Origin of the sequence: Photobacterium proteolyticum (assembly GCF_001939735.1) — a bacterium.
Taxonomy (GTDB): Bacteria; Pseudomonadota; Gammaproteobacteria; order Enterobacterales; family Vibrionaceae; genus Photobacterium; species Photobacterium proteolyticum.
On record NZ_MJIL01000084.1, the window covers coordinates 49,487 to 66,277 of the forward strand.

Below are 16,791 nucleotides of genomic sequence, written 5' to 3' on the forward strand. Positions count from 1 at the left end.
TCTTCTTTACTTACTCTTTATCAGAACCAAACCAAAATCGTCATCTGACTTAAGTTCCAGTGAATCACCTTCAATAAGATCACCGGCTTGAACTGATACACCATTAGCCTTAGCCGTTCCCTCAGTGATCATGGCGATAAATGGCTGTTCACAGTCAACTGTCTGCCCCTTTGCAATGTAACCAACCTGACAGACCATATTGCTACGGAAGCTCTCGCCACCATTGCCACCTAATACAGTCGCAAGCTCTCCCTGTTTTAAGGCAAAATTCTGGTAGGCTGGCTCCAACCCGGTTTCTGGCGGCAAAAACCAGATCTGCAGTATTTCAGCTTTGGTATTATTCATACTGAACTCGGCATGTTGCATACCTGTACCTGCACGCTGAACCTGAACACCTGGACCTTCGATAACGGTCCCGTCCCCCAGGCTACCTTTATGCCCGACAGCACCGTTCAAAATAACGCTCACGATATCAACATCATTATGTGGATGCAGAGGCGCCCCTTCATTTGGCTTAAAATAGCCGCTCGCAAGGTAAATGAAATCCCCCAAACCATGGCTGATGTCTTTACGGTTCTTTGCATCTTTCCAAATCAACGGGCTCTTCACCATATGGGTTTCGACGATGCCCGCAAAACCACCCACCGGGAGATCATTACGATGGATTATGCGTAGTGGTTGTGTATTCATTTTGTGTTCTCCTTACGGCTCTTGCGCACGGTAAGCATCCGTAAATCTAGTTGAGTTTAGTCAATACCCATGGGGTTGCTCCTTTGTTAAAGACGATAAACCATTCCTGTCAGTATTAAATCTATGTTAATTTGAATACTGGGTATTCTTAGTGGGAATAGTAGAGATAATGGATACACTCACTGCAATGCGTTCATTTGTAAGAGTTGTTGAGACGGGGAGCTTTTCGGCTGTTGCCCGGGAGGAAAACACCACCCAGTCAACAATTAGCAAGCGAGTCGCTATTCTGGAATCAAACCTTGGTACGCAGTTGCTTGTAAGGGGGGGCCGCCTTCACAGTCTTACGGAAGCTGGGCAAAATTACTATGAACGGGTGATTGGTATTTTACGAGACCTTGAAGAGGCCGAAAGCGAAGCGCGTTCTTTAATAGCTACGCCTCGGGGTAAACTGCGCGTATCTGTTCCGGTAATGTTTGGTACTTTGTACATTGCACCTGTTATTCCCGAGTTTTTATCGGCTTTTCCTGAGGTTCAACTTGATCTTAAATTCAGTGAAAAGATGGTGAACTTGGTTGAAGAAGGCATAGACGTAGCCATTCGGCTGGGAGACTTAAAGGATTCTTCGATGATAGCCAAACACTTAGGTGATGACGACCTGATTATTGTCGCCTCACCCACCTATCTGGCAAAACATTCTGTCCCTCAACACCCCAGTGAGCTGAGTGCACACAACTGCCTTGTCTACAGTTTGGGGGCAAGCGGTAACACCTGGACTTTTTCTGATCAACACTCCGATACAACGGTCCAGGTCGCAGGAAATTTTCAGGGTGATAGTGGATGCGGGTTGATGGAAATGCTGCTAGCCGATGCCGGGGTCTCATTTATGCCTAGCTGGCTGGTTTCCCCTTATGTTCAGTCCGGTCAGCTTGTGCACATTCTGCAGGATTACTATAAGAGTTATCCTATCAATGCCGTTTATCCCCTCAACCGTAATGTTCCTTTAAAAACAAAAAGTTTTATGGATTTCATTCAACAAAAACTCAATCAGAACCCTATTTTATAACCCCTTAAATAGACTCTGAGCACTACGGCTAACGGGTAACTTATTTTTACCGATCAGCACTGAGAGTCTGCCGGTAAAGTCTTTATGTACTTTATCGATTGCTGAAACATTGACTACTGTCGAGCGGTGGATCTGCCAGAAATGTTCATGGTTGAGCTGATTCACCAGTTCTTTGAGCGCACTGCGAATAACATATTCATCCGCGCCATTTGGCACTGCCTCATTTTTCTTATACACCGAGATATACTTGTCTTCGGCTTTAAAATACAAGATATCTGAGACCGAAATAATATAAATATCGTCTCCTTTGCTAGCTTTCACCCAGTTCAGATATTCAACCGGCTTAGGCTGAGACATCTGATTTATTTGCTCAATCAAGCTACCGAGCTGTTCATGACTATAATGCCCTTGTGCGGTATTTCTATCAGCACTTTCTGCAATACGGGACTTCACCTTGTCACATGCCTGTTCCAGACGCTGCTCCGAAAGCGGCTTTAACAAGTAGTCGAGTGCATTCTGCTCAAATGCATTTATCGCATACTCTCGATAGGCGGTAGTAAAGACAATATGCGGCGTCTTATCCAGTTTAGACAGTGCCTTGGCAACCCCCATTCCGTCTAGCTCCGGCATTCTTATATCAAGGAAAACAACATCAGGCTGGTGAGTACTTATCGCTGCAAGTGCTTCAACACCATTGCCCGCTGCAGCCACAATTTCAAGCTCCGGCCATACTTCTGCCAATGCCCGGCTCAAATGATGGCGTAAGATCGGCTCGTCATCTGCAATTACGGCCTTGGCAAACTTACCCATGCACTTCTCCTTGTTCCTGCAATGTCATCAACTGTGCCTTGGGTAAGCAGATCGTCGCCGTCACCCCGCCCTCTAAAGGTTCTTTTATTGTCAGGCTGGCCTTATTATCAAACAAAGACACTAACCTGCCACGGATATTTTCCAGACTGACTCCATTTCCGCCGGAAGACATCGTCGGCTGAATACCTTTCCCATTATCCTTAACCTGCACCACAAGCTCATGTTTGTCTTCTTCTATATGCAGCTCAATAGCGCCCCCTTCTCCCTTTGGCTCGATACCGTAATAGACGGCATTTTCAACAAGCGGCTGGATCAGAAACGGCGGAATCGGCAGCGTCAAACTCACATCATTGCTGATAATTTGATAGCTCAACCTGTCACCCAATCGGATCTGCTGAATATCAAGGTATGCCGAAATAAGACCGATTTCCTCTTCCAGCGTCGTGACATCTGCGCGGGTTCTGTGCAGATTGGTATGTAACAGGTCGGTCAGTCGAACCAGCATCAACTTGGCTTTGGCGGTATCCTGATCGATCAGTGCAATCGCATTGGCCAATGTATTAAACAAAAAGTGCGGTTCTATCTGGCTCTGTAGCTGACGCAACTGACTTAGCACCAAGGCTTTTTCCTGCTCTGACTGTTTTCTCCGAACTTGCTCCATCTCATGCTGGGCCAATAGCTTTTGCTCGTAGGAGTAAAAGTAATAAAAACAGATAAGCGTGAACAATAACGCCAGCATGATGACAGGTTTCATTTCGGCTAATGACTGGTAGGTGTCTGGGCCACTCAGCCAATAAAAGGCGTTGGCTGTACCCAGCACCATGGCAGACAGCACCGTTAAGACATTCACCTGGCGGTAACTCAAACTCGGAAAAAAGTAGGTGGTAAACCTTGCCGTCGCGATGGCACTCGCGCCGTAACCAAAGCTGACAGCGAGATCTTCATAAAAATTATCCGGCCACACAATATAGGTGACAATAGCAATTCCCAAACAAAACGCACTGGTGATTGCCACCGATTTCAACCAGGGAAACGGATTACCTGTGTACTCACTCTGACTCATCAGAATCGTCCTTTAAGATTTAGCAAAATCATACGCTTATCAGATAAATTTCGGTAGACGGATTGTTTGTCTCCAGTCAAAAAACGGGCCGCAATCTCAACGTCGAATTGCACATCGCCGGTATCAAGAACGGAATACCCTAACCACTGAGTCATTATTGCCCCTTTGTCTTGCGGAGAAATCAACACATCAAATGTCGGTTTAACATTTTGCAGCCAGGATACATTGCGAGACCAGTCCCAGTGCTGCCAGGCTACCGGATCCAGTGTCCAATGAAACATCACGTTATGGCTAACCAGATTGACATGCTGTAGGGGTTGGGCATATGCATGCCTCAATCCTGCAGGTAGCCCACTGGCATCAATTTGTTCAGCGTTCCGATAAGCTTGCTGCCATTGCCCGTAGTCCCAGCTTCGGCTGTCATACCAATACTCCAAAATCACGCTCTGCCCGCTTTCACTCGTCCATGTCAGCCCGGCCAACGCTTGTAGCCCGTTATCCTTTTTGTCAGAAATAACAGGCTCACGCAACGAATCTGGCACCCGGAAGCTAAAATATTCTTTCTGATACGCCGCGGAAGTGTGGAACTCCCAAGCATCATCCAGAACAGTCACCCAGCTACCACCAACCAGACCACGCCTGATATCATCGTAATAAACAATTCCCTGCCATTCGCTATCGCCAGCAAGTCCGTAACGTCTGATACCGACTCCTTGCTGTTCATTAAGTTGATCCAGCTCGCTGCCTTGTTGCGTGGTCCAGGAAGAATCAGCATAAATTAGCGTCCACTCACCATTAGCGTCAAAATAAGAGGCAGCAGCGACTCCTGCCCCTTCCTCAACCTGGATACCAACTGGGTTTCTACGATATGGCTTGATAATATCCAGCGGCCGATATCCATAGCCCACGCCCCAATCCACCCGCACCTTACCGAGGGTAATATCTACGTCAGTACCTGCCAGCGATATTGCTCCCTGCCAGAACAACTCCCTGACGATAAGCTCGCTATCGCGATCAACACCGGACTGGGAAGAATAAAGATCATTACCTTTTAGCGCTAACACTCCAAGCCACTGTTCGTAACCTAGTTCGACATCCAGCAAGGCGTTCACCGATTGCCATTGCTCATCCTGTTCATCAGGAAGGTATACGCTGTTTCTTGTCTCATGATGCTCGACACTGACCATCCAGTCCCAGCTCGCATCCAATGTATTGGCGAATGCCTGTCGTGAAACAAACAGGCAAACGATCAGCGACACCAACCTAAGCCAACAGTACAAAGCAGAAGAGCAGTTCATGTTATAGCCCCGACACAGTATTTCGAGACAAATAAGCCGGATTGTAATACTTAGCCTCCAAGGCCACAGGAGAGATCTCCTGATAGTTGATGACTGTCTTTTTACTTGGCTGAATACGATCGTGCAGAGTCATGGCTACAACACTAGTACGGGCGTTTCGCTCCCCTTTGGTAAACCAGGCCTCTTTTGCCAACTTACCTGACCGAAGATACATGGTTGCCCGGATGGGAAAATCACTCCCCTTTTCGAGCCACAGTTCAATACGCTGATAACTGGCGCCCGAGGTTTTGGCTGTCAGCTCCAGTTGGTTGACCATTACACTCTCGGACATCGGGAGTTTCAGCTCTAAAGACTGGACCCATTTACCCTGATAGTCGGCACTCCAAGTTAAAGTCGAGATATCACCGACTGATGCTTCGCCCAGCAGTTTCTGCATGGGAGTGATCCTGATAGGACGGCGGCTTTTTGGCATCAACAACCAATAGTTATCTCCCAACATCAGCATTTTTTGTCCTGCTTCAACTTTCGACTTAAACACCACCAGCGATTCACGTTCAGGACGGGTGTACACGGTATAATGACGCGTTGTCTCCAGTTCATCGTTTTCATACAGCTGTACCTCAGACACCACTTTAGCTGCCGCACTATCCAACCGATACTGATCAGCCCGCAGCAAGATTTCCTCAACGCTTTTTTCAGGCTGAGCACTGACATTAAAAGCCAAAATGCTGATCAAAAAGCCAACCGCTTGCTTGAAATTAGACACATTACACATATGACAAAGCCTCTGTAATTGGTTTGTTGACCCCTTTACCGGCTGAGAAAAATGCTGCAACCAGGCAAATGACAAGTACACCGCTCGTGGCGTATAGCACCAATTCCAGTGATAAATAAACCTGTAGCGGATAGCCCTCGCTGTAACCGGGAGGCGGTGGCATATTGACTTCAACCAGCATCAAAAACAGGCTCAGAGCTGCGCTCATCAGGGCACCAATAACGGCTAGCAATCCGGACTCGCGTAAAAATCCTCTGATAATTTCACCGCGAAAACTGCCCAGCGCCGACAATGTACCGATCTCGCGAGTGCGTTCTGTTACCGACATCGTCATGGTATTAAACAGGGAGACAAATACGACTAGCCCCATTACCAATCCCATCATGCCGAAGATAAGGTCATAGAGATTTTTTACGTTGTTGTAGAAAAATGCCCGGTCTTGCCATGGCGTCAGTTCAATGCCCTGCCCTTCGACCATTAAGTTGAGTTGACTGTCGATAAGCGGCATCATCGCATCGGTTTGAGCGGTATCATTCAGAAAGACAGACAAGGTACTGACTTTATCGGACAGCAGCAGCTCTTGTGCTGACTGGATGTGAATATAGAGCTGGCGTTTGTCTAGCTCAGGAACGCCCGTCGAATAAAGGCCACGCACCTTGAAGTCATAAGCATTTAACGCCCCTTCACTGGTAGTCGCCAACAGGGTTATCCAGTCTCCGACGCCGACATTCATATTATTGGCCAAATCGGCACCCAACATAACTTCGGGCTCAGCCGGATCATAGCGACTCGAAGTAACATCAGAGAGCGTTTTACCTTCCCTCATCGTTAGGAAAGGGCCTTTGAGGCTAAACTCACGATCATTCACCCCTGTTCCGGTGAAAATGGCGGACTTCCTACCGTTAGACACCAGCCCGGTAAAATAGATCCGGGGCTGAACGGCACGTACAGTGTCATGTTTCAGTAACGCGCGGATCAGTGTCTGCGAATGGTTCAGGCCGTTGCTCAACGGCATCTCTTCGTCTTTTTCAAAATAGCCCGGCACACTTAAGGTTATATGGCCGACATCGCGGGCAGTAGATTCCTGCAATGATTGATAGGTATACAGGCCAAAGCCACCAGCCGCCGTCATCGCAAACACAGTGATCGCAATGATCATCACCGAAAGCAAGCTGCGGCGAGCATTTCTCTGCAAGTTCAACCACGCCAGCTTGAAGTGATAAGGCACCACTTTTTCAGCCAGCATACTGACAGTTAGCTTACCCATCGCATTGCCTCCTGCTGGATATATCCATCTAATAGCTCAATCCGACGATCACAGCGCTCAGCCATCCGCGGATCATGGGTCGCGACAATAAACGTGGTTCCAATCTCATGACCGAGATCTTTCATAATTTCAACCACAGCATTGGCTGTCTGGCTATCAAGACTGGCGGTAGGTTCATCAGCTATCACCAAACTCGGTCGATGCACCAATGCGCGGGCAATGGCAACACGTTGTTGCTGGCCGCCCGATAAGTGATCAGGGCGATGATGAAGCCACTTCCCCAGCCCGACTCGTTCAAGCATCTCAGTTGCTTTCTGTTGCTGCTCTTGTTTCGAACATCCATTGAGATGCAATGGGTAGGCGACGTTTTCCAGCGCTGTCATTACAGGAACAAGGTTGAACCGCTGAAAAACAAACCCGAGCTGGCTCCGGCGAAATCTCGCTGCATCAGCAGACGATTGCGGTGCCGGTTGCAAGGCTGACGTGGTTTCCCCGAACAACACTTCCCCCTGATAGTCTCTATCCAGCAAACCAAGGATATTGAGCAGGGTGCTTTTTCCCGAGCCCGAAGGCCCGCAGAGCGCCACCATCTCACCGTTATCAATCACTCCTGACACACCGTTTAGTGCGCACACCTCTTGATTGCCCAACCAATATTGCTTACGTATTCCAGAGAACTGGATCATGTTTCCCCCTCAGCCCTGATTGACCAAATCAATAGCCTTAAGCGTTTGCGGATGATTGGCGTCCTGTTGCTGCATTTGCGCAAGCCAGTTTCTCGCCTGTGGCATATCTTCTGCCCGAATTGCCGCCTGCACAGCAAAGCCATATATCCAGGCAGTCGCTGCAAAGGGTTCCTTTGCAAATTCCGGCTGCTCCAGCAAAGAAAGGTAAATGTCGTAACCACGCTCGAAGTAGTTAAACATGTCAGGTAGCAGAGTGAATGTTGAGGCCGAGATAGCCTGTGCCAGATAGTACTCATGAATACCAGAGATCACCCGCTGATCGGCAAGAGAAAGCGGATTGGCATCAAGCATATCCAGCCCCTTATCAATCTTGGCTAGCCCCTGCTCGACATATTTCATCTTGTTCCAGGGCATCCAGGCATCACGACCTTTTAATGTTTCAGTGCCGCCTAAATAAACCATTGTCAGCGGCTGTGGCCCTTCAGCCTCAATCAGGTTCTCAAGTTGCTGGTATACCGTTTCGACTTTAGCTTCATCCCCTGAAGCAGCCTGATTGTACAGGTTGATAATGGCTTCGATTTCACTTGCCTGGACAAAGCTCGGTACCAATAACAAAGTGCTGACTAACACCACCCGTAACTTTTTGGCAATTATCTGAATCATGTGTCTCTCCATTTACGTTGATATTTGTCTCGATAGTAAACACGGGGATTAAACGGCGTGTATCAATGCGACAAATTGCAAAACCAGAGAGCGAAACGAAGTAAAACGCGACCGAACTGTCACGCTATAGAGCGAAAGAAAAACAGTATAGAAGACAAAGTAAAAGGGAAGTGAAAGGAAAGGTTAGATAATTTTTTGCAACCAATGCGGCAACGTAAGCTGCCGCATTGATACCCGAACAGTCTCAAGGTCTTTCAGTGAGAATTACTCAACCGTTACCTGCTCGGCCGAAACGCGCGACTCAATGCTTTCAATGGCTTCAACTAGCGAAGGTAACAAATTGGCTTTTTGGTTGGTTTTGAAGTTGAACATGACCACTTTTGCTTTCCCTGACGTCGTTACCGCCCCGAGCTTCTTGCTGACGATCTCGTATTCCATGGTGAACCGATCTTCCTTGAGTTCGGAAACCCGGCTACCGACATATAGCGTATCCGGATACGTCACCGGCAACTTGTAGCGGCAGCTAGTTTCACCCAGAACCGGGCCAATACCTGTATGTTGTATCTCCTCCATCAAGGCGACCTCTCGGAAGTACTCAATGCGTGCGGTTTCGAGGTAGCGGAAATAGACGACATTGTTTACGTGATTAAGTGCGTCCATTTCTCCCCAAGCCACCGGGATCTCAGTGATCACTGGGTATCCTTTCAGCAGGTCTTTCATGCGTGCTCCTTGCGTTATGGTGATGATGCCGTCCCGCCCGATACAACTACTATTCTATTCACTACAGTCCGGCCATAGAGCTTTTAATCTAACCCCGCACTAACAATATAGCAACATTTAAGCAAATATCATCTTGAATTCACCACTGTATTCAAACCTTTCCGACAAGTGATCACTTCAGGCTGGCAGGTCTTAGTAGCACTAAAATGACGTATTAGTTATTCCCCACAACCAACAGTTGACGAACTTTTCTTCAGTTATGAAAGCTCAGTGTAAAAATCCGTCGAAAAACGTGCGGAGGCCTTATTTAATAAGGGCTAACACCTTGTTTTAGGGTATGCTTAGCCACCTTTTTTTTATTGCCCAGCGGCTAAAGCCGACGGGTTAAACATGAGCAATGGCGCTCATAGTTAAAGACACTGTTATATGCTTTACAACAACAATCTACCGGTGCGGTTCCCGAAAGGAACGTTCGCGATGTGGACGGTATACAGTTTCACCGGCGCATCCATTTTTGCTTCCATCATCTTTTCGCTGCTTCTTTTCCTCTCCATTGACGAAAATCCAGTGATGCAACTACTGTTTGGCGGCCTCGCGGTCATTTTCGAGCTGGGAAAATTCTTTGCCTGGTATGAATTTGGAGAGCGCCGCGCCCGCCGCAACTATACCGGTGCCTTCTCTGCTTTTGCCTTCTATGCCGTCCTTGCTGCTATCTCTATTGGCGGCTCAGTAGGCGGGATCAACAGCGCCACCAACAAGGCGCAAGGGCATGTCAATGTTCAGCAAAGCAAGATCAGCACATACAACATGCAAATTGACGCAATTGAGAAACAAATCGAGCTCAACAATATCGCTGCCGAAAAATACATCCAGATGGAGCGAATCGCAACGGGTGTCGCCCGGATCCAGAAAGAAAATGAGCAACTGCGCCGCCAACAGCAAGCCCTTGCAGCAGAGCGAGACAGCCTGCCGGTAGTTAATCAGGGGTCAGTCATTGGCCTTATCGACAGTTTGGCTAAGTCGCTCAATGTAAAAACGCAAACAGCACAATTAGGTTTGGTCATCTTCCTGTCTGTGCTATTAGATTTCTTCGCGGCTTTCTTTGTCGGATTAATTGGCGAGGAGCTTCGTTTCAGGAACCAATTCCGCCGCGTCAACCCAATCACTATCGATGCGTTCGAATCGGCAGAGCCCAAAGAGCCTGAGCTGCTTACCAATACAATGGAAACCAGTAATGAAGCCGAGCCTACTGCAGTACAGGAAGTCGAACCCGAACTGCCAAAGAGCCCTTATGAGAAAGCGATTGAAGCCTTGAGTTCTAACCAGGTTAACTGCACCAAGCGAGCTGTCACCCGATTTCTTAAGATCAACAACGAGGAAGTGGATGACATCTTCAAGCAACTACTCGAGGAAGGGATTGTGAGCAAGAAGCCCAATAACCATTACCAATGGCATGGTGTAACAGAAAGCTAACACTTCTCCGCAACATCCAAAGCCCGCAGTATTGCTACTGCGGGCTTTGTTATATATGAGCGTATTAGCCAAGCTGTACTTTCTTGTACTGTGCATAGCTTAGGAAAGACAGCAGAGCAAAAAACGCAGGATCACTCCAGCCAAATCCAGCAAAAACACCAGTAAAACACGCATACAAGGTAATCACGACACCTAGCAGGTTGGTAACCAACAAGCCCTTAAACAACTTTTTCGCCACTAAGCCCTGCTCAATCTCACGAAGCAAAAAACTGATCGCTGCGATTCCACCCAGGAAAATACTGTTATGCTGCGACAGAAAAAGTGCATATTGGTCATTGAGTTCAACGCCGTACATCGGCCACATCAAAGCGGGTACAAAAAACAAAGCCAGTGCAAAAACACCATAAATTGCAGCATGTACCGTCAGGAATGTTTTACTGTTCATCTCACTACTCCCGGCCATTACTTGTCGATCGGACCTTTGTTTATCAGTGACAAAGGCTCGTTTATATCAAACACAATACCTCTGACATCGGTAATGCCCATTTGCTGCAACCGAGCTGTATGCATTTCCAGATAAGCGAGGGCACTCTGCTCATCTTCGAATAGATAAACCCCTCCACCCTGCTGAGTCTGTGCATTCTCTGTCCAGATTTTCCAAATCATTCCCGGCTCTTGATTAATCGATTCTGCCAACTCTTTCAGCAGTGCTGACATCTCCTCACCAAAAGGGCCCTGAAAAGTAAAATCGACCTGTAGCAACTTACGCATAATTTAGTACTCCACTCTCTTCGGTATGTGCAATAATCATAATCAGCAAAAATTGAACAGAAAAGTTCAAAGTTTCCCCACTTACTGTGCAAAAAATTGACCAATGAGACTTAAAACTACCTTAGAACAATGGCTCACCTTATATGAAGTCAACCGCTCGGGGAGTATTCAGGCTGCTGCAACCCAGCTAAACAAAAGCCATACCACGCTGATCTACGCGATCAGAAAACTCGAAGAGCAGCTGGATATTTCACTCGTTCAGGTAAAAGGACGACGAGCAGTACTGACTGACGATGGCCAGTCTTTACTTCGCAGAGCAACCTCCATGCTTGAACAGGCCCGTGATCTTGAACTAATCAGTAACCAGCTATCCATGGGGGTAGAGTCTGAAATCACGGTATCAATCGATCATTTATGCTGCCGGGAATGGCTATATCAGCCCTTATCCGAGTTTTTTGTGCAAAACAAAAACACCTCGATTCAGGTGGTTGAAACATCGCTATCAGGTACCACTGACGCTGTGGTCTCAGAGAAATCCGACGTGGCTATTATCAATCTTCCAGTTATCAATTATCCGGCAGATGCCTTCGGTATCGTTACTATGGTGCCCGTTGCTGCCCAAAAGCATCCACTGGCACAAAAAGACAACCTTTGTTTCAGTGACATGACTACCGAAACCCAAATCGTCATCAGAGATCTTGGCGTCGATCCTGAGCAGGAAAAGCAAAACGTTGGTTGGCTTAAATCCCAGCAGCGCATAACTGTAGATAATTTTGACCATGCCTGGCGCGCTGTTGTCAACGGTTTGGGGTTTTGCCGTCTGCCAGAGCATATGGTCAACGAGATGAATTGTGATGATATCGTGAAGCTGTCAATTGAAGGGGCGCAGCGCTATCAGGTGCCGCTTCATATTACTCTGCCCAAAGGTGCCAAAACCGGTCCAGCTGCTCGCGATCTGTACGATCTTCTGCTCGCCCATGCTTCAAAGCGTCTTGGCAGCTAATCAGGTTGGCTAATAACGCTATTACCAAAAACACATTGGACAGGAGGATTACTATCCGCCTGCCCAATGCAACAGCTAATCTCAACTGCCATTACTTATCGCTGGCATCCAACACACCGCGACGGATCTGGTCTAGCTCTATAGATTCAAACAAGGCCTGGAAGTTACCTTCACCAAATCCCTCATTCCCTTTACGCTGTATAATTTCAAAGAAGACAGGTCCGATAACGGTATCTGTGAATATTTGCAACAAAATACCGGTCTCATCACCATCAATCAGAACTTTCAGCTCATTGAGCTTAGCCACATCTTCATGGTGACCGGGAACCCGCTTATTGATGCCCTCATAATAGGTATCAGGGGTGTCCATGAACCCCAGCCCACCCTGCTTGAGCTTTTCGACTGTCGCCAGGATATTTTCGGTACTCAAGGCAATATGCTGAATACCTTCACCATTGTATTGGTCCAGATACTCGGCGATCTGGGACTTGTCATCACTTGACTCGTTAATTGGGATCCGGATTTTGCCGCACGGTGCCGTCATGGCCCGCGAGAGCAAACCGGTCATTTTACCTTTGATATCGAAGTGGCGTATTTCACGGAAGTTGGCTATTTTTTCATAGAAACTTGCCCACAAATCCATATTACCGCGCTTAACGTTATGGGTTAGATGATCAATAACCTCCAGCCCTGCATCCAGCGCTGCCATCCGCTCTTTGTAATCGGGATAGTAGTCAAAATCAATGTCGTAGATATCGTGCTCGCCATAGCGGTCAACCAGATAAATCAGTGACTCGCCGATACCATAGATAGCAGGAATGTTCAGCTCCATCGGTCCCGCCTGAGGCGCACACGCCGTGGCACCTTTCTCAACCGCATAAGCAAGTGCCTGACTAGAGTCAGCCACGCGAAACGCCATGGCATTCACGCTGGCACCGTGTATACCTGCAAAACCTGACGCCTGAGAATGAGCCTCACCATTAACAATAAAATTAATATCGCCCTGTCGATACAGCCACACCGACTTGTGCTTGTGCTTGGCGACCTCGGCAAACCCCATTAAGCGAAAAAGGTTTTTCAAATTTGCAATACCCTCTGGGGTGGGTGCGGTGTATTCCACAAATTCAAAGCCGTCCGTGCCCATTGGATTATCAATCATCTTGCTCATCCGTATTATCCTCACTGTATGTCTTCAGCTGCCGTGTTTCAGGAGATCCGGCGCTTACTAATAGGATTAGCATTTCTGGCGAAATGATGAGACATTTCCCGGGCGAAAAATGTTACGCAAATGTAAATCAATTTCGTAAACTCAGATTGACAATATGCAACTTAAGTCTTTAGCAAGGTAAAGAATAAAAAGTTGCCAGATAATATTGGTAACAAGATTATTTATATTTTTTGCAACCCAGCTAGCAGTTTCGAAAGCTTTACGCCATTCCTCTGCAACAACAACTAAGCTTTGTTAAAGAGGTGAAGGAATGAACGTTAATAAGAGAGATCAGTTAAAACTACCCAAAAGAGTTAACCCTAAAATAAAGCTGTCGGCCTCAGCTGAAATATACCTACCCACTTTCCATTTTCTCAATAATGAATATCTCCATGCATTACGGCATGAAAAAGGTATTATCCGTGACGATGATATCGAGTTTCTTCACCAGTACCGAGTAGCACTTCGCCGTTGCAGGACGCTAATCAGCTTGCTCAAGGCCTTGTTCGAGCCTCGCCCAAAAGCCATGCTCAACAATGAACTCAAAACCATGATGCAAAAGACCAACCTCCTGAGGGATCTCGATATCTTTCTGTTCAAGATGGATGAGTATTTTGTCTGCCTGGACCACTCTCACCACCAGGGGCTGATAAGGTTTATCGACGAGCTGCAAGACGAACGGCAAAAAGCTTTCAAGGAACTAAAGAAATGGCTGAAAACAGAAAACTATGAACAGCAATGTACTCTTATTCAAGGCTTGCTGGCCGAAATGGAAAGTCACCAAACAGAAAAAGGACATATCAATAGCCGGGAGTTTGGCCATCTAGTCATTTGGCGCCACTTTCAGGGAACACTGTCACTCTGCAACCAACTCGATAGCAATAGTACTGACAATGCCATACACCGACTAAGAATTCGCTGCAAGAAACTCAGGTACCTACTCGAATACTTTGCCCCTATCCTGCCGCCTAAAGCCCGTAAAAAGCAGATAAAATGTTTAAAACAACTGCAAGATGAACTCGGTGAGTTCAATGACTCTTCGGTACAGATACAATTTTTCGAGCACTACCTCCTTGGTAAGAAAACAAGTACCCACCACTATAAGGCAGTCACCCAACTCAAAGAGATATCTCAGCGACACCATATCAAATCAAAACAACAAGTTATTACCAAAATCGCATTGTTTACCCAGCCCGATAACGTTGAAAGCTATAAAATCTACTCTCCTAAGAAATAGCTATTTTTTCGTGATAATTCATATTGTTGAACTATACTCGCAAATGAAACCAATTGAATTACCACTGGATGCACCTTATGCCTCAAGACCTAAACAAGGTGAAAAAACTAAAAATCTATATCATTACCTTGATATGCATCCTGGGGTTTAGTGTAATCTCGCTCATCCCGTTTCTGGTCATTAATCTTCAAGAGAGAAATACCCTAGACAAGCACCTCCTAGCGGTTAAACAGGCAACTCAAGACATCATTTACTTTGACGAAGTATTAACCATGTCTGCCCGAATGTACGCATTCACCCAAAATGCTGATTGGGAAAAACGTTATTTGCTCACGGCAGAAAATTTAGACAACACATTAGAAGTGGTACAGTCTCTAGAGCCAAAAGTAAAAGATGCTATTCAAGCCACTTCAATAACTAATGACCAGCTTATTGCGATAGAAATGAACGCTATCGAGTTAGTCAAAAGCCAACGCTTCACTGATGCTCAATCTTTACTATTAAATGATAAGTACTTTGAATTAAAAGCCGAATACGAAGAGTATGTACACCAAGCACTACAAAATGCCATACACCACAATGAGGTAGTCATCTTACAAAAGATTACCAAAACCAAAAACTGGCTACTCAGTTCAGCGTTTTTACTCTCAATTTTGTTTTTTTCACTGGTTATCTACTTCTATTCTTACAACAAGAAAACAGAAGCTTTAATTCGCTCAAAAATTGATGAATTAAACAACAAAGTGCAAGAACTCGAAGCGTTAGCCTTTGAATTGGACTCAGCAAATAATGCAAAATCTGAACTGCTTGCGAAAATCTCCCATGAACTCAAAACACCTATCAATGGCATACATGGCAGCCTACAACTGATTAAGTATAAGAAAGTAAACGAAGAGGCGCTGTTGCTGGTTAACAATGCAATATCATGTAGCGACATGCTAGTGAGGCTAGTTGACGATATCCTGGACTTCTCCAAACTAAAATCAAGCAAATACACCCTCAATGCAGAAGAGTATGACCTCAGCGCTTTGTTCGCTTCTGTTCAACAGATCTACACTCAAGAATGCAATGCCAAAGGCATCAAGTTCCATTTATCTCAGAGGATAAGCTACCCAAATCGATTCTGCGATGGATTACGCCTGAAACAAATAATCTTTAACCTTCTCAACAATGCCGTAAAATTTACTCACAGCGGCACCGTCTCTCTTACCGTAAAAGAACAAACTACCCCGGAGGTAATATTCATAGAAATTACCGACACCGGAATCGGGATGAACCATTCAACACAAGCCAAGTTATTTAACGAATTTGAACAAGGTGACAGTTCAATCACGCGCGTTTATGGCGGCACAGGCTTGGGGATGTCTATCGTTAAAGCGCTTGTGGAGCTTATGGGTGGAAAAATACATGTTTCAAGTGAACCGAACATGGGGACCAAAGTTACTCTGAAACTTAACCTGACAATCTCCAAAGAAGTGGCAACGAAACCAGATACAACATGTAAGCCTGATTATCTTGATTCACTAAAAAACCTAGATGTTCTTGTGGTAGAGGACAACAAAGTGAATCAGTTCATCATAAGTAAACTTCTTAAGAGTATTGGTATTTCCCCTGCAATCACTAATAACGGACAAGAAGCACTGGATTCAGTCTCTAATGATACTCAACTGGTCTTAATGGACATTCAGATGCCGATAATGGATGGTGTGACCGCATGTCAATACATTAAACAATCCAGACCAGAGCTGCCTATTCTCGCTGTAACAGCAAATGCCCAACAGAGTGATATCAAATACTACCTCAATAAGGGATTTGAAGATGTTATTTCCAAACCTATTAAAATGGATGACTTATATCTGGCTATTCAAAAAGCCGTTGCTAGCTCCAACATTGATATACATTATTAATTTAGAGCCACTAGATTTTCTAATTGGTGCCTAGCCTGCACGGCCCGGCCACACCCCAAGTAATTCTCGCTGAAACGAGCATCTTGAGGTAGCTGGGGTATATATAGGGAAAGTAAAAAAGCCTGACTAGATCAGGCTTCCAGAGATAAGCTATTAGC

Annotated in this window: 17 protein-coding genes; 5 read left to right on the forward strand and 12 right to left on the reverse strand. The window is 46.2% G+C overall.

From position 1 onward, the window contains the following. Nucleotides 1-6: 6 nt before the first annotated feature. A complete protein-coding gene (locus tag BIT28_RS16620) occupies nucleotides 7-690 on the reverse strand; it encodes a pirin family protein (protein WP_075765733.1) in 684 nt (227 codons plus the stop codon). A 169-nt stretch (nucleotides 691-859) separates the two neighbouring features. Between BIT28_RS16620 and BIT28_RS16625 the strand changes: the two genes are divergently transcribed. Then, entirely contained in the window at nucleotides 860-1,753 is an 894-nt protein-coding gene (locus tag BIT28_RS16625; RefSeq protein WP_075765735.1) for a LysR family transcriptional regulator, read from the forward strand. Here BIT28_RS16625 and BIT28_RS16630 read toward each other — a convergent pair. The 8 genes from BIT28_RS16630 to BIT28_RS16665 form a co-directional block, all read right to left on the reverse strand. Next, nucleotides 1,748-2,563, reverse strand: a complete 816-nt coding sequence (locus tag BIT28_RS16630) for a LytR/AlgR family response regulator transcription factor (RefSeq protein ID WP_075765737.1) — start codon at nucleotides 2,561-2,563, stop codon at nucleotides 1,748-1,750. The genes BIT28_RS16625 and BIT28_RS16630 overlap by 6 nt on opposite strands. Continuing rightward, complete coding sequence (locus BIT28_RS16635; RefSeq protein ID WP_075765739.1) at nucleotides 2,556-3,626, reverse strand: sensor histidine kinase; 1,071 nt, start codon at nucleotides 3,624-3,626, stop codon at nucleotides 2,556-2,558. The genes BIT28_RS16630 and BIT28_RS16635 overlap by 8 nt, the downstream gene beginning before the upstream one ends. Further along, the gene (locus tag BIT28_RS16640) at nucleotides 3,626-4,924 is read right to left on the reverse strand and encodes a hypothetical protein (protein ID WP_075765741.1); all 1,299 of its coding nucleotides are present in this window, start codon (nucleotides 4,922-4,924) and stop codon (nucleotides 3,626-3,628) included. The genes BIT28_RS16635 and BIT28_RS16640 overlap by 1 nt, the downstream gene beginning before the upstream one ends. Nucleotide 4,925: 1 nt before the next feature. After that, nucleotides 4,926-5,699: an outer membrane lipoprotein-sorting protein gene (locus BIT28_RS16645; RefSeq protein ID WP_075765743.1), complete on the reverse strand. Its 774-nt coding sequence runs from the start codon at nucleotides 5,697-5,699 to the stop codon at nucleotides 4,926-4,928. Next, entirely contained in the window at nucleotides 5,692-6,966 is a 1,275-nt protein-coding gene (locus BIT28_RS16650; protein WP_075765745.1) for an ABC transporter permease, read from the reverse strand. The genes BIT28_RS16645 and BIT28_RS16650 overlap by 8 nt, the downstream gene beginning before the upstream one ends. Continuing rightward, nucleotides 6,954-7,652, reverse strand: a complete 699-nt coding sequence (locus tag BIT28_RS16655) for an ABC transporter ATP-binding protein (protein WP_075765747.1) — start codon at nucleotides 7,650-7,652, stop codon at nucleotides 6,954-6,956. Before BIT28_RS16655 ends, BIT28_RS16650 begins: the two co-directional genes overlap by 13 nt. Nucleotides 7,653-7,661: 9 nt before the next feature. Next, nucleotides 7,662-8,315 carry a hypothetical protein gene (locus tag BIT28_RS16660; RefSeq protein WP_075765749.1) on the reverse strand — a complete coding sequence of 218 codons (654 nt, stop codon included), beginning with the start codon at nucleotides 8,313-8,315 and terminating at the stop codon, nucleotides 7,662-7,664. 264 nt (nucleotides 8,316-8,579) lie between these two features. Beyond that, on the reverse strand, nucleotides 8,580-9,035 hold the full coding sequence (locus tag BIT28_RS16665) for an acyl-CoA thioesterase (RefSeq protein ID WP_075765751.1): 456 nt from the start codon (nucleotides 9,033-9,035) through the stop codon (nucleotides 8,580-8,582). Nucleotides 9,036-9,461: 426 nt separating this feature from the next. Between BIT28_RS16665 and BIT28_RS16670 the strand changes: the two genes are divergently transcribed. Beyond that, complete coding sequence (locus tag BIT28_RS16670; RefSeq protein WP_075765753.1) at nucleotides 9,462-10,508, forward strand: bZIP transcription factor; 1,047 nt, start codon at nucleotides 9,462-9,464, stop codon at nucleotides 10,506-10,508. 64 nt (nucleotides 10,509-10,572) lie between these two features. Here the strand turns inward: BIT28_RS16670 and BIT28_RS16675 are convergent, their stop codons facing one another. Then, nucleotides 10,573-10,953, reverse strand: coding sequence for a hypothetical protein (locus tag BIT28_RS16675; protein ID WP_075765755.1), 381 nt, complete (start codon nucleotides 10,951-10,953; stop codon nucleotides 10,573-10,575). A 17-nt stretch (nucleotides 10,954-10,970) separates the two neighbouring features. Next, nucleotides 10,971-11,279, reverse strand: a complete 309-nt coding sequence (locus BIT28_RS16680) for a monooxygenase (RefSeq protein WP_075765757.1) — start codon at nucleotides 11,277-11,279, stop codon at nucleotides 10,971-10,973. A 103-nt stretch (nucleotides 11,280-11,382) separates the two neighbouring features. Here BIT28_RS16680 and BIT28_RS16685 point away from each other — a divergent pair, with 103 nt between their 5' ends. Further along, nucleotides 11,383-12,282 (forward strand): LysR family transcriptional regulator, encoded by a 900-nt coding sequence (locus BIT28_RS16685; protein ID WP_075765759.1) that lies wholly within the window; start codon nucleotides 11,383-11,385, stop codon nucleotides 12,280-12,282. 91 nt (nucleotides 12,283-12,373) lie between these two features. On the opposite strand, the gene hppD is transcribed toward BIT28_RS16685, so the two are convergent. After that, nucleotides 12,374-13,450, reverse strand: a complete 1,077-nt coding sequence (hppD, locus tag BIT28_RS16690; protein ID WP_075765761.1) for a 4-hydroxyphenylpyruvate dioxygenase — start codon at nucleotides 13,448-13,450, stop codon at nucleotides 12,374-12,376. 310 nt (nucleotides 13,451-13,760) lie between these two features. Here hppD and BIT28_RS16695 point away from each other — a divergent pair, with 310 nt between their 5' ends. Continuing rightward, nucleotides 13,761-14,726, forward strand: coding sequence for a CHAD domain-containing protein (locus tag BIT28_RS16695; protein WP_075765763.1), 966 nt, complete (start codon nucleotides 13,761-13,763; stop codon nucleotides 14,724-14,726). A gap of 77 nt (nucleotides 14,727-14,803) precedes the next feature. Next, nucleotides 14,804-16,633 (forward strand): hybrid sensor histidine kinase/response regulator, encoded by a 1,830-nt coding sequence (locus BIT28_RS16700; protein ID WP_075765765.1) that lies wholly within the window; start codon nucleotides 14,804-14,806, stop codon nucleotides 16,631-16,633. Nucleotides 16,634-16,791: the final 158 nt, after the last annotated feature.

Coding starts and splice junctions, on each gene's coding strand:
- BIT28_RS16655 (WP_075765747.1), bottom strand. CDS start 7,652: ATGATCCAGTTCTCTGGAATACGTAAGCAATATTGGTTGGGCAATCAA.
- BIT28_RS16700 (WP_075765765.1), top strand. CDS start 14,804: ATGCCTCAAGACCTAAACAAGGTGAAAAAACTAAAAATCTATATCATT.
- BIT28_RS16695 (WP_075765763.1), top strand. CDS start 13,761: ATGAACGTTAATAAGAGAGATCAGTTAAAACTACCCAAAAGAGTTAAC.
- BIT28_RS16645 (WP_075765743.1), bottom strand. CDS start 5,699: ATGTGTAATGTGTCTAATTTCAAGCAAGCGGTTGGCTTTTTGATCAGC.
- BIT28_RS16625 (WP_075765735.1), top strand. CDS start 860: ATGGATACACTCACTGCAATGCGTTCATTTGTAAGAGTTGTTGAGACG.
- BIT28_RS16660 (WP_075765749.1), bottom strand. CDS start 8,315: ATGATTCAGATAATTGCCAAAAAGTTACGGGTGGTGTTAGTCAGCACT.
- BIT28_RS16675 (WP_075765755.1), bottom strand. CDS start 10,953: ATGAACAGTAAAACATTCCTGACGGTACATGCTGCAATTTATGGTGTT.
- BIT28_RS16680 (WP_075765757.1), bottom strand. CDS start 11,279: ATGCGTAAGTTGCTACAGGTCGATTTTACTTTTCAGGGCCCTTTTGGT.
- BIT28_RS16640 (WP_075765741.1), bottom strand. CDS start 4,924: ATGAACTGCTCTTCTGCTTTGTACTGTTGGCTTAGGTTGGTGTCGCTG.
- BIT28_RS16650 (WP_075765745.1), bottom strand. CDS start 6,966: ATGGGTAAGCTAACTGTCAGTATGCTGGCTGAAAAAGTGGTGCCTTAT.
- BIT28_RS16685 (WP_075765759.1), top strand. CDS start 11,383: ATGAGACTTAAAACTACCTTAGAACAATGGCTCACCTTATATGAAGTC.
- hppD (WP_075765761.1), bottom strand. CDS start 13,450: ATGAGCAAGATGATTGATAATCCAATGGGCACGGACGGCTTTGAATTT.
- BIT28_RS16635 (WP_075765739.1), bottom strand. CDS start 3,626: ATGAGTCAGAGTGAGTACACAGGTAATCCGTTTCCCTGGTTGAAATCG.
- BIT28_RS16630 (WP_075765737.1), bottom strand. CDS start 2,563: ATGGGTAAGTTTGCCAAGGCCGTAATTGCAGATGACGAGCCGATCTTA.
- BIT28_RS16670 (WP_075765753.1), top strand. CDS start 9,462: ATGCTTTACAACAACAATCTACCGGTGCGGTTCCCGAAAGGAACGTTC.
- BIT28_RS16620 (WP_075765733.1), bottom strand. CDS start 690: ATGAATACACAACCACTACGCATAATCCATCGTAATGATCTCCCGGTG.
- BIT28_RS16665 (WP_075765751.1), bottom strand. CDS start 9,035: ATGAAAGACCTGCTGAAAGGATACCCAGTGATCACTGAGATCCCGGTG.